The organism is Klebsiella sp. BIGb0407, assembly GCF_024807845.1.
Classification (GTDB): domain Bacteria; phylum Pseudomonadota; class Gammaproteobacteria; order Enterobacterales; family Enterobacteriaceae; genus JGM124.
Map to the genome: position 1 here is coordinate 145,608 of NZ_JANUEQ010000001.1, position 12,995 is coordinate 158,602.

10 protein-coding genes are annotated in these 12,995 nt (G+C 47.7%); 3 read left to right on the plus strand and 7 right to left on the minus strand.

Annotated features, from left to right (window positions below):
* Positions 1-42 precede the first annotated feature (42 nt).
* The 4 genes from M2387_RS00735 to ppsR all read right to left on the minus strand — a co-directional run bounded on the left by M2387_RS00735 (position 43) and on the right by ppsR (position 2,848).
* Positions 43-321, minus strand: coding sequence for a hypothetical protein (locus M2387_RS00735; protein ID WP_259046576.1), 279 nt, complete (start codon positions 319-321; stop codon positions 43-45).
* A 75-nt stretch (positions 322-396) separates the two neighbouring features.
* A complete protein-coding gene (hemP, locus tag M2387_RS00740) occupies positions 397-561 on the minus strand; it encodes a hemin uptake protein HemP (protein WP_259046577.1) in 165 nt (54 codons plus the stop codon).
* A 240-nt stretch (positions 562-801) separates the two neighbouring features.
* Positions 802-1,848: a 3-deoxy-7-phosphoheptulonate synthase gene (locus tag M2387_RS00745; RefSeq protein WP_259046578.1), complete on the minus strand. Its 1,047-nt coding sequence runs from the start codon at positions 1,846-1,848 to the stop codon at positions 802-804.
* Positions 1,849-2,014: 166 nt separating this feature from the next.
* The gene (ppsR, locus tag M2387_RS00750; RefSeq protein WP_259046579.1) at positions 2,015-2,848 is read right to left on the minus strand and encodes a posphoenolpyruvate synthetase regulatory kinase/phosphorylase PpsR; all 834 of its coding nucleotides are present in this window, start codon (positions 2,846-2,848) and stop codon (positions 2,015-2,017) included.
* Between the two features lie 355 nt (positions 2,849-3,203).
* On the opposite strand from ppsR, the gene ppsA reads away from it, so the two are divergent.
* The gene (gene ppsA, locus M2387_RS00755) at positions 3,204-5,582 is read left to right on the plus strand and encodes a phosphoenolpyruvate synthase (RefSeq protein WP_259046580.1); all 2,379 of its coding nucleotides are present in this window, start codon (positions 3,204-3,206) and stop codon (positions 5,580-5,582) included.
* 302 nt (positions 5,583-5,884) lie between these two features.
* On the opposite strand, the gene ydiK is transcribed toward ppsA, so the two are convergent.
* Positions 5,885-7,006, minus strand: a complete 1,122-nt coding sequence (gene ydiK / locus M2387_RS00760; protein WP_259046581.1) for an AI-2E family transporter YdiK — start codon at positions 7,004-7,006, stop codon at positions 5,885-5,887.
* A 200-nt stretch (positions 7,007-7,206) separates the two neighbouring features.
* Here ydiK and ydiJ point away from each other — a divergent pair, with 200 nt between their 5' ends.
* Together ydiJ and M2387_RS00770 are read left to right on the plus strand one after the other, a co-directional pair.
* Positions 7,207-10,263: a D-2-hydroxyglutarate dehydrogenase YdiJ gene (gene ydiJ / locus M2387_RS00765; protein ID WP_259046582.1), complete on the plus strand. Its 3,057-nt coding sequence runs from the start codon at positions 7,207-7,209 to the stop codon at positions 10,261-10,263.
* On the plus strand, positions 10,260-10,670 hold the full coding sequence (locus M2387_RS00770) for a hotdog fold thioesterase (protein WP_259046583.1): 411 nt from the start codon (positions 10,260-10,262) through the stop codon (positions 10,668-10,670). Before ydiJ ends, M2387_RS00770 begins: the two co-directional genes overlap by 4 nt.
* Positions 10,671-10,890: 220 nt before the next feature.
* Here M2387_RS00770 and M2387_RS00775 read toward each other — a convergent pair whose 3' ends face one another.
* Positions 10,891-11,127 carry a major outer membrane lipoprotein gene (locus M2387_RS00775; protein ID WP_259046584.1) on the minus strand — a complete coding sequence of 79 codons (237 nt, stop codon included), beginning with the start codon at positions 11,125-11,127 and terminating at the stop codon, positions 10,891-10,893.
* 420 nt (positions 11,128-11,547) lie between these two features.
* A complete protein-coding gene (gene pykF, locus M2387_RS00780) occupies positions 11,548-12,960 on the minus strand; it encodes a pyruvate kinase PykF (protein ID WP_259046585.1) in 1,413 nt (470 codons plus the stop codon).
* Between the last annotated feature and the right edge of the window lie 35 nt (positions 12,961-12,995).

Below are 12,995 nucleotides of genomic sequence, written 5' to 3' on the forward strand. Positions count from 1 at the left end.
AGAAGGCATTACCTGGTACCAGTGAAGGCTAACGTCAGGTAATTACGGCTGCCTTTTATAACTGTTATAGAAATCATTGATACCATAACCCGTCTCAGCGATGGGGCCCGACGAGCACAGGCTTGTTTCACTTTCCGGGGTATGACGTTCAATCACACTGAAAATCATCAGCGTTTCACAAGTACTGTGTTGATTACCGGTGTCGACAACCGTAATTTGGTCATACTTTTGCAAAAGTGGGTAGGATGCTGAAGATAGCCAGCGTGATAACAGACAGGCGTAAACCAGCCGACTTTTTGCAAGACATGCGGAATTCTCCATAGAACACAGAACATGCTGGCTGCCTTGGCGATAAGCCTGGGTGGCTGGCTTTTACTATTACTATTACTCATAAAACTATTTGGTCAGAATGAGCTTTCCAGCTTGAGTCTGGCGCAAAAAATATTGTTGGCCTTCATGTATAATGACCACTCGACCTTCAGCACCGAGTAATTCTTTACTGTCAACCTGGCGGGGTGCATTTGCAGGTTGCGGGCGAGCAGGGGGAGAAAATTTATCCATGCGGCTCATTCAACTCATAAATGTAAATCACAATAACAATGATAATCATTATCATAAAAACCATAATGAGCTGCAAGTATTATTTGTGATAAGGTTGTGAACGAAAGGATTTTATAAGAAAAGAATTGTTAGAAACATTAAGTTTTAATTAATTGTTTTTACGCTTGTATTTGTCGCTATTCGTGATTGAATAGCGACAAATAAACGGTCAGACGTATGTTGCAGTCTTGTATTGACGTGTCAGAACCGTGATTCAACGGCTGTAGCCAGTTTGTTCAGCAGGGTAACCGTATCATCCCAGTGCAGACAGGCATCAGTAATTGACTGACCATAAACCAGCGCCTGACCTGCCACCATCGGCTGGCTGCCTTCTTCAAGAAAACTCTCCGCCATAATGCCTGCAATAGCCTTGGATCCATTAACTATTTGGGTACAGACATCATCACAAACCGTCAGTTGCTGGCGATGTTTCTTCTGGCTATTTCCGTGGCTAAAATCAATCACCAAATGGGGTGCCAGCTGGTGCTCACTGAGCATGGCACAGGCAGCAGCAACATCCTCAGCATGGTAGTTAGGCTGTTTTCCTCCACGCATTATTACGTGTCCGTATGGGTTACCACTGGTCTGATAAATTGTCATCTGACCCTGTTTATCCGGCGAGAGAAACATATGACTTGCCTGTGCTGCCCGGATAGCATCGATAGCAATACGGGTATTACCGTCGGTACCATTTTTAAAGCCTATCGGGCAGGAGAGAGCTGAGGCCATTTCACGGTGGATCTGACTCTCAGTTGTGCGGGCACCAATTGCGCCCCAGCTAATTAAATCCGCAATATACTGACCGGTCACCATATCAAGAAACTCTGTTGCCGTGGGCAGACCAAGCTCATTGACAGCCAGTAATACACGGCGTGCCTGTTCCAGACCGTGGTTAATCCGGTAGCTGCCATTTAAATCCGGATCGGAAATTAAGCCTTTCCAGCCAACAACGGTGCGAGGTTTCTCAAAGTACGTCCGCATCACAATTTCTAATCTGTCTTGGTACCGGCCACGTATGGCTGCAAGGCGACGAGCATAATCAATAGCGGCATCAGGATCGTGAATTGAGCAAGGACCGACAATAACCAGCAGACGTGAATCCTGGCCACTGAGGATTTTTTCAATTCGCTTCCGGGAGTCAGTGATATGTTGCGCAACTGACTCAGAAAGAGGCTGGCGGGCTATCAGTTCAGCGGGCGTTATTAGGCTCTCAATACGAGCGGTACGTAATTCATCTGTCTTATGCATGATAATCTCAAAAATTTAGCTCTCTTTGTCGTTACCAGACAAAGAAGTGATGAGGATCACAATAGATGAAATCAATATGATTTCAATGTTTGTTTAAGCCCACGTAACAGATCCTCACAGTATTTTCAGAGTTTAGCACAGACGAATGGTCTTTCGTACTAGCTTGTTAGTACATTCTGCGATTTAATCCCATGATATCGAGAATTTTAGTCGCCATCTCCTCAACGGAGTAATTGGTACTGTTCAGATAGCGGATTTGATTTTTTCGAAACAATGCCTCGACTTCTGCGACTTCCAGGCGGCACTGGCGCAATGAAGCGTAACGGCTGTTTTCACGGCGTTCTTCACGTATTGCAGCCAGCCGTTCAGGATCAATCGTCAGCCCAAAGAGTTTGGGTTGTAGCGCTTTGATAGCCGCCGGCAGATGCAGGTTATCCATATCATCTGCAATAAAAGGATAGTTAGCGGCCCGGATACCGAATTGCATCGCCAGATAGAGGCTGGTGGGTGTTTTGCCGCAGCGCGAGACCCCTAATAAAATGACCTGAGCCTGGTCCAGGTTGCGCAACGACACGCCATCATCATGCGCCAGGGTATAGTCGATGGCAGCAATGCGGGCATCATACTTGGTGATATTGCCGGGATTCAGACCATGGGTACGATGCGCAACAGGGCTCGGATCCAGTTGTAACTCATTCTGTAGCGGTGCCACCAGAGCTTGCACGATATCCTGACAAAATCCTTCGCTTTGAATAATAATTTCCCGAATTCTGGGAATGACTATTGAATAAAATACCAAAGGGCGGATCCCTGTCACTTGATAAAGACCGTCGATTTGTTTTTTGACTTCTTGCGCACGCGCCTCTGTTTCAACAAACGGCAGAGTGACGCTATTAATTGAGACAGGAAACTGCGACATGACCGCGTGGCCCAATACTTCAGAAGTAATGGCTGTGCCGTCAGAAATATAAAAGACGTGACGATCGACTTTGCTATCCATAGAGAATCCCGGTGTATTAAAACGTTAATCACAGCATAAATGAAAATGCGGGCCATACCAGAGGCATTCTGTTAAATCTCATTATTAATTTATCAGGTTCATTATTATTGGTATGAATGGTTCATTAATAATGAAACTACTGTTTCATTTATTTAGCGGTAAGCTATTTTCATTGAATATTTGATAATACTTTAAGAATCAGTGCGTTGTTGTGGTTACTGATTTATATGAAAATTTAAAATAATTATTTTGCTTGAACGATTCACCGGTTTCTTTCTTACCCCGGAATATGTAAAGCTTATTAAGAAGTCTGGTGTTTCTTGTACCCATTCATTTTAAAAAAAGGATTGCTTCAATGTCCAACCATGGTTCGTCACCGCTGGTACTTTGGTATAACCAACTCGGCATGAATGATGTAGACAGGGTCGGAGGCAAAAATGCCTCTCTGGGTGAAATGATTACAAACCTCTCGGGTATGGGTGTTTCCGTACCGAATGGTTTTGCGACTACTGCCGAGGCGTTTAATCAGTTCCTTGATCAAAGTGGTGTGAATCAACGTATTTATGAATTGCTGGATGTAACAGATATCGACGATATCAGTCAGCTGACTAAAGCCGGTGCTCAGATTCGCCAGTGGATTATTGATACGCCGTTCCAGGCTGAACTTGAAACGGCAATCCGTGAAGCCTATCAGACACTTTCGTCTGATGATGGCCAGGCCTCATTTGCTGTACGCTCTTCTGCTACGGCCGAAGATATGCCGGATGCCTCATTTGCCGGGCAGCAAGAAACATTCCTGAATGTTCAAGGTTTTGATGCAGTATTAGTCGCGGTCAAACACGTATTTGCCTCGTTGTTTAATGACCGTGCTATCTCCTATCGTGTGCATCAGGGCTATGACCACCGCGGTGTTGCTTTGTCTGCGGGTGTGCAGCGTATGGTTCGTTCAGACCTCGCGTCATCGGGGGTGATGTTCTCCATCGATACCGAATCAGGTTTTGATCAGGTGGTATTTATTACCTCTGCCTGGGGACTCGGTGAAATGGTGGTGCAGGGTGCCGTTAACCCGGACGAATTCTACGTTCATAAACCGACCCTGGCGGCAGGTAAGCCTGCGGTTGTTCGCCGTACTATGGGGTCAAAAAAGATCCGCATGGTTTATGCTCCGACCCAGGAGCATGGCAAGCAAGTCCGTATTGAAGATGTACCAGAAGCAGACCGCGATCGTTTCTCTATCACTCAGGAAGAGATTCAGGAGCTGGCGGTCCAGGCGGTACAAATTGAAAAACACTATGGTCGCCCGATGGATATCGAGTGGGCCAAAGATGGCCATACCGGTAAATTATTTATTGTCCAGGCGCGTCCGGAAACCGTACGCTCTCAAGGGCAAGTGATGGAACGCTACCAGCTACATGCCCAAGGTAATATTATCGCAGAAGGGCGTGCTATCGGCCACCGTATTGGCGCGGGTGTGGTTAAAGTTATTCATGATATCAGTGAGATGCATCGTATCGAACCCGGTGATGTACTGGTGACAGATATGACCGACCCGGACTGGGAACCTATCATGAAAAAGGCTGCGGCGATTGTGACCAATCGCGGTGGGCGTACCTGCCACGCAGCCATTATTGCCCGTGAATTAGGGATCCCGGCGGTAGTGGGCTGTGGGGATGCAACCGACAGGATCCGTGAAGGGCAGAGTGTCACCGTTTCCTGTGCTGAAGGTGATACCGGTTATGTCTACGGTGAAATTCTCGACTTTACTATCAAGAGCTCGACCGTTGATAAAATGCCTGAGTTACCACTGAAAATTATGATGAATATCGGTAACCCGGATCGCGCATTTGATTTTGCCTGCTTACCTAACGAAGGTGTCGGGCTGGCTCGTCTTGAGTTTATTATCAACCGCATGATTGGTGTCCATCCGCGCGCATTGCTGGAGTTTGACCAGCAGGAGCCGGCAATACAAAACGAAATTCGTGGACTGATGAAAGGCTATGACAGTCCGACTGAGTTCTATATCGGCCGTCTGACCGAAGGAATTGCCACACTGGGTGCCGCTTTCTGGCCAAAACGCGTTATCGTTCGTTTGTCTGATTTTAAATCAAACGAATATGCCAACCTGGTGGGCGGTGAGCGTTATGAGCCGGAAGAAGAGAACCCGATGTTAGGTTTCCGTGGTGCGGGTCGTTACGTTGCTGACAACTTCCGTGACTGCTTTGCGCTTGAATGTGAAGCCATGAAGCGGGTACGCAATGAGATGGGCTTAACGAACGTCGAAGTGATGGTACCCTTTGTTCGTACTGTCGCCCAGGCGAAGGCTGTGGTTGAAGAACTGGCACGTCAGGGGCTCAAACGCGGTGAGAACGACCTGAAACTGATTATGATGTGTGAAATCCCATCGAATGCGCTGCTTGCGGATCAATTCCTTGAGTACTTCGACGGTTTCTCCATTGGCTCAAACGATATGACACAGCTGACCCTGGGGCTGGATCGCGATTCGGGTGTGGTCTCTGAGTTGTTTGACGAGCGTAACGAAGCGGTTAAAGCGTTACTCTCCATGGCAATCAAAGCGGCGAAAAAACAAGGTAAATATGTCGGTATCTGTGGTCAGGGACCTTCTGATCATGAAGACTTTGCCGTCTGGCTGATGGAAGAGGGGATCGATAGTTTATCTCTGAATCCGGATACCGTGGTACAAACCTGGCTGAGTCTGGCTGAACAAGCTAAATAACCCCATCCCATCCCCCCTGGAACTAAAAATCCACGGGGGATTTTTTTGTCTCATCATTTCCCTGAACGACATCCAAAAAAAAGCCCATCTTAGAGATGGGCAAAGACTACACAGCAATTCTTTAGAGGGTAACGTCTGAACGCTTATTGCGTCTGAGGAGGTTGCATTTGCTATACCTCGATACTAGGTTTTCATCCGCACAGCGTCATTCAGATTCATCCCAATCGGGAATAAGAGACTGCACAGAATGTTAATGTCATCACAAAAATAACCTTAAACATCCTAATGCTTTGTCTCATTAATTATTTATCCTCTGAATCTGCTGCTGAACTCTCTTCAATACGTTCGATCACTTCATGAGGCGGTTCGTGAGGCTCGGGCACTTCATCCATCCAGACCGCGACGAGTCGGTAAGAAACGGCGAGTAACATCGGGCCGATGAACAAACCAATCATACCAAAAGCTATCAGGCCACCGATAACACCACAGAGGATAAGTATAATGGGCAGATCGGCACCCATTTTGATCAGTGCCGGACGAAGTACGTTGTCCATGGTGCCCACTACACAGGCCCATACCAGTAACACAGTTCCCCAGGTAGCGTCACCGCTCCAGTAAAGCCAGATGATGGCGGGAATGAGCACCAGTAACGGACCTATCTGAACCAGGCAGCAAAGGATCATCACGACGGTTAACAAAGAGGCAAACGGAATACCCGCTACTGCAAGACCGATACCGCCTAAAATACCCTGAGCAAGCGCTGTGACAACGACACCCAGTGCGACCGCACGGATAGCCTGACTGGCAAGAATAACGGCGGCATCACCTCTTCTCGGTGCGAGGCGAGCGGCAAAATGACGCAGACTGTAGCCAATACTTTCGCCCTTGGCATAGAGCACGATACTGAACAACAGCATTAAGCCCAGGTGGATAAATAAGCTGCCGATTTGTACCGCTTGATTTAAAAACCAAGTGGTGGTGATACCCACATAAGGTTTTACCTTATCAAAAAGCGCATTGCCGCCACTGTTTAAGATGTTATTCCACAGGTTGTATAAATTGTCGCCAACCAACGGAACACTTTGTAGCCACTCAAAGGTCGGCAGGACAAAATGACCTTCTTTTGCCCATTCAATAATCGGGCCACTGTTGACCACCAGGCTGTTCGCGAGTAGCGAGATAGGAATAACAAAAATCATGATAAGCAGTAGCATCATGACGATGACGGCAGGAATGCGTTTGCCCCATAAAATACGTTCAATTTTGATCAACAGAGGCCAGGAGGCGATAACTATCGTTCCGGCCCATGCCAGCCCCAGTAGGAACGGATTGATTATCCAGATACAGGCGACAATCATCAATGAGATACATAAAACAGAGAGGATAATCCGCAGAAGATCCTCAGTCGGACTGGCTTTAACCATGGAATAATCACCTTAATAAACAGCAAGAACGTTCAAACAACGTTAGCAGAGAACACAGCGATGGTGCATTTTATCGAGCGTTAACAAGCGTCTTGAGCAATTTTTTATCGTAAATAACTGCCGCAACTTTTAAAAAAATATGCTAAAAAAAGAGACGCAAACGATAACTTACAACTACCAGAAACAGGGTCGGCTCATCAATGATCCCACAAATTTCTCAAGCACCGGGCGTCGAACAGACGGTGCTCAATTTTTTGCAGGTACTGGAGCAGCAAGGTTTTACAGGCGATAGCGCTACTCGCTATGCAGATCGTTTAACCATGGCAACGGACAACAGTATCTATCAACTGCTACCCGATGCGATAGTCTTTCCTCGTTCGACTGATGACGTAGCGTTAATTACCCGAATCGCGAATCAACCGGCGTTTAAGTCACTGATTTTTACCCCGCGCGGTGGCGGAACCGGGACGAACGGCCAGGCGCTTAATCGCGGCATTGTGGTCGATATGTCCCGCTATATGAATCGTATTCTGGAGATTAATCCAGAAGAGGGTTGGGTGAGAGTTGAGGCTGGGGTTATCAAAGATCAGCTCAATCAATATCTTAAGCCCTATGGTTATTTTTTTGCTCCTGAGCTCTCAACCAGCAACCGGGCAACGCTTGGTGGCATGATTAATACTGATGCATCCGGGCAGGGTTCACTGGTCTATGGTAAAACCTCTGACCATGTGCTGGGGGTTAAAGCGGTATTAATGGGGGGCGATATTCTTGATACCCATTCCATGCCAACAGAACTTGCTGAAGCTAAGGGTCTGGAAGACGGCACAGTCGGACATATCTATCATACTGTGTTGACGCGATGTCGTGAACGACGTCAACTGATCATCGATAAATTCCCGAAACTCAATCGCTTTCTCACCGGCTACGATTTACGTCACGTCTTTGACGACCAGCTGTCTCAGTTTGACTTAACGCGTATTCTGACCGGTTCGGAAGGAACGCTGGCGTTTATCACCGAAGCTAAGCTCGATATTACCCGTCTACCTAAAGCCCGCTGCCTGGTAAACGTCAAATATGACTCGTTTAACTCAGCCCTGCGTAATGCTCCCTTTATGGTTGAGGCGCGCGCCTTGTCAGTTGAGACGGTTGATTCCACGGTACTGAATCTTGCCCGGGAAGATATTGTCTGGCACTCCGTCAGTCAGCTGATCACCGATATCCCGGGTAAAGAAATGCTCGGTCTGAATATCGTGGAGTTTGCGGGTGATGATGTCGCACTAATCGAACAGCAAGTCAGTGCGCTCTGTGCGCGTTTAGACCGCCTGATAGCGAGTGAGGAGGGCGGTGTTATTGGCTGGCAAGTTTGTCAGCAACTGGCCGATATTGAGCGCATCTACGCGATGCGTAAAAAAGCAGTCGGGCTATTGGGCAATGCGAAAGGTGCGGCGAAACCTATTCCTTTTGCGGAAGATACCTGTGTGCCTCCTCAGCATCTGGCTGACTATATTGTAGAGTTCCGCGCCTTGTTAGACAGTCATAACCTCAGCTATGGCATGTTCGGCCACGTTGATGCCGGCGTTTTACATGTGCGCCCGGCACTGGATATGTGCGACCCTCAGCAAGAAATTCTGATGAAAAGCCTCTCAGATGAAGTCGTGGCTCTGACGGCGAAATATGGCGGATTACTTTGGGGAGAACACGGTAAAGGTTTTCGTGCTGAGTACAGCCCGGCATTTTTCGGCGAAACTTTGTATGAAGAACTCTGTCGAATTAAAGCCGCTTTTGACCCGGATAACCGCCTGAATCCAGGAAAAATTTGCCAGCCGTACGGCAGCGATGCGCCGATGATGCAGGTGGATGCTGCTAAGCGCGGGACCTACGACAGACAGATCCCGGTCAATGTTCGCAGCTCCTGGCGTGGTGCGATGGAATGTAACGGTAACGGCTTGTGCTTTAACTTTGACGTGAAAAGCCCAATGTGCCCGTCAATGAAAATCACCAGCAACCGCCTGCACTCCCCGAAAGGCCGTGCCACGCTAACCCGTGAATGGCTGCGCATGCTGTCTGAACAAGGCGTCGACCCACTTAAACTTGAACAACAGTTGCCTGAGCGTAATACCAGCCTGCGATCGTTGATAGTGAGAACACGCAATAGCTGGCGAGCCCGTAAAGGCGTCTATGACTTTTCCCACGAAGTAAAAGAGTCGATGTCAGGCTGTCTGGCCTGTAAAGCCTGTTCCACACAGTGTCCGATTAAAATTGATGTTCCGGCATTCCGTTCGCGTTTTTTACAGCTCTATCACACCCGCTATCTGCGTCCTGCACGGGATCATTTGATGGCGAATGTTGAGCTATATGCACCGTTAATGGCTAAGACACCGAAAATGTTTAACTTCTTTATGCGCCAGTCCTGGGTGCAAAAGTTATCAGAAAAACATGTCGGGCTCGTCGACTTACCTTTGCTATCGGCGCCAAGTTTAAAGCAGCAACTGGTGGGACACCGCTCAGCGAATACCACACTTGAGCAACTTGAGCGCTTAAGCCCCGCACAGCGTGGGAAAACAGTACTGGTGGTACAAGATCCTTTTACCAGTTTCTATGATGCCAAAGTGGTGGCTGATTTTATCAAGCTCGCGGATAAACTAGGTTTTGAACCCGTAGTGCTCCCTTTCTCTCCCAACGGTAAAGCGCAGCATGTGAAAGGGTTTTTGAAACGCTTTGCACGCACGGCCAGTAAAACCTCCGAAGTGCTTAACCGTATTTCTCGTCTGGGTATGCCGATGGTCGGTGTCGATCCCGCGCTGGTACTGTGCTATCGCGATGAGTATCAGCAAGCTCTGGGCGAGGCCCGCGGTGAGTTTCAGGTGCAACTGGTGCATGAGTGGTTGCAGGCCGTGCTGGATAAATCAGCCGCTTCTGCTGCGCAGGGAGAGTCCTGGTACTTATTTGGCCATTGCACTGAAACAACAGCCTTGCCGACCTCAACCGGACAGTGGAGCGGTATTTTTGCCCACTTTGGTGCGAAGCTTGAATCGGTCAGTGTCGGATGCTGTGGCATGGCTGGGACCTACGGACATGAAACGCTTAATCACGCTAATTCCCGGGGAATTTATGCGCTTTCCTGGCAGCAGTCGATACAACATTTGCCGCAACAGCGCTGTTTGTCGACTGGATACTCTTGCCGCAGTCAGGTGAAACGAATAGAAGGGCAGGCTATCCGCCATCCGTTACAGGCGCTTCTGGAGATTATTGGATGATCTGGCGACGTGAAGTGACGCTCGAGCAAATTAATACCATGAGTAAAAATAACATGGTGGGTCATCTGGGCATTGAGGTGACTCGGTTTACTGCCGACGAACTGGAAGCGACTATGCCGGTGGATGAACGGACACGTCAGCCTTTTGGTTTATTACACGGTGGTGCTTCAGTGGTGCTGGCAGAAACGCTGGGATCGATTGCGGGATACTTATGCACTGAAGGCGAACAAAAAGTCGTGGGTGTTGAGGTGAATGCCAGTCATCTTCGTTCTGCGCGTGAAGGGTTGGTTCGTGGGGTTTGCCGCGCTATCCATGTTGGCCGGCGGAACCAGGTATGGCAAATCGATATCTATAATTCGCAGGGACAGATCTGCTGTGCAGCAAGGCTGACTACCGCGGTTATCTAGAAATTGGGCACTCGCTGTCACTTAGCCGTGATGGTGAGGCCTGTTTAAGGCTCTGGCATTGATACTACGGGTTTTTTACAGCGAACTGACCTAATGGCCTGCCTCGGCTTATTTTCTCTCTCAGAGCGTCTTCTGGAAGCTTTTGAAGGGTAGTGCTAAATGGGGGAGTAACAGGCAAAAAAAATGGCGCACAATGTGCGCCATTTTCATCAAGTTACTCTTACTTACGGTAAGAGTGAGCTTGATTGTCCAGACGCTGGTTAGCACGAGCTGCATCGTCTTTAGCTGCTTGAACGTCAGAACGGATTGCGTTCACGTCGCTGCTCAGCTGATCAACTTTAGCGTTCAGAGTCTGAACGTCAGAAGACAGTTGGTCGATTTTAGCGTTGCTTGAGCAACCAGCCAGCAGAGCAGAACCCAGGATTACCGCGCCCAGTACCAGTTTAGTACGATTCATTATAAATATCCTCTAGATTGAGTTAATCTCCATGTAGCCTTATAAGTATTACACAAAGTTTTTTATGTTGAGAATAAATTTTTCCGGATAATGCATTTAAAGTCGATCGTTCGCTCAAAGAAGCATCGAAAATGGAGTTGCAAGCGAAAAAATGACGCTTTGTATAAGAAAAGTCTCATTAAAAAAACGCCGTTAAATTAAAACAGGCAGTACTTTTTTATTTGGACGTTCAAAAAGAGAGTGACGGGATAAAATGAATTGCCGAAAAGCTGCTCTCAAAAAAATAATCTGCTTTTAATCAGGGTGCAACAAATTTATCTTTTGCCCCTGGTTCTTACCTTCACATTGTGCAATATGTCAGATAACAGACAATAAAAAAGCGCCCGCAGGCGCTTTTTCTATTCAGCTGAAGTGGTCGACTTACAGCACGTGTACTGATGAGGTATTGGTCGTGCCGCTGGAGACTAATGCGCCAGAGACCATAACCACAACTTCACCTTTTTTCGCCAGGCCACTTGCCAGAGCCGCTTCTTTACCCAGACGATAGAAATCATCAGTAGAAGCGATCTCTTTAACCACAGTACTCACTACGCCTTTGCTCAGCTGAAGCTGACGCGCAGTCTGCTCATTGGTTGTCAGAGCCAGAATAGTCGCGTTAGGGAAGTATTTACGTACAGCTTTGGCTGATTTGCCGCCTTGAGTGGCAACAACGATCAGAGCTGATTCCAGTTTCTCGGCAGTTTCAACGGCGCTACGGCAAACAGCTTCGGTGATACGCAGTTTACGGTTGTCAAAGCTGCTATCAAGACGGCTATCCATCACGCGGTCAGTACGGCTACAGATAGTCGCCATGATGGTCACGGCTTCCAGAGGATATTTACCTTTAGCAGACTCACCAGACAGCATAACGGCATCGGTACCATCGATGATGGCGTTAGCAACGTCGCCCGCTTCTGCGCGAGTAGGACGTGGGTTTTTGATCATTGAGTCGAGCATCTGGGTTGCAGTGATAACCACTTTACGTGCGCGTACACATTTTTCGATCATCATTTTCTGAGCGAAGATAACTTCTTCAACCGGAATTTCAACGCCCAGGTCGCCACGAGCAACCATGATGCCGTCAGAGGCTTCAAGGATTTCATCAAAATTGTTCAGGCCTTCCTGGTTTTCAATTTTGGAGATGATGTGAATATTCTCTCCGCCATGTGCTTTCAGGAATTCACGGATTTCGACAACATCTGAACGTTTACGGATGAAGGAAGCCGCAACAAAGTCAACACCTTGCTCACAACCGAAGATCAGATCTTGCTTATCTTTTTCAGCCAGAGCTGGCAGGGCAATAGAAACGCCTGGCAGGTTAACGCCTTTGTTTTCACCAAGGTCACCGTTATTCAGTACTTTACAGATAACGTTTTTACCTTCAATGGCGGTAACTTCCATACCAATCAAGCCATCGTCGACTAGTACAGTGTTGCCTACGCTCAGATCGTTGGTGAAGCCTTCATAGGTTACAGCAACGATGTCGCTGTTACCGACTACGGTTTTGTCTGTGGTAAAGGTAAAGGTTTGTCCCGCTTTCAATGGAACGTCATTACCGCCTTCGAGTTTGATAGTACGGATTTCCGGGCCTTTGGTATCCAGCAGGATTGCGGCAGGCATGCCGGTTTTTGCAACGACGTTACGCAGGTTTTTAATACGCTGACCATGTTCAGCGTAATCACCATGAGAGAAGTTTAAACGCATGACGTTCATGCCAGCTTCCAGCATTTTGGTCAGCATTTCTTCAGATTCAGTTTTTGGACCGATAGTACAAACAATTTTAGTTTTTTTCATAATAAGCTTATCTACAAGTTGAGGAGGATTGTTAA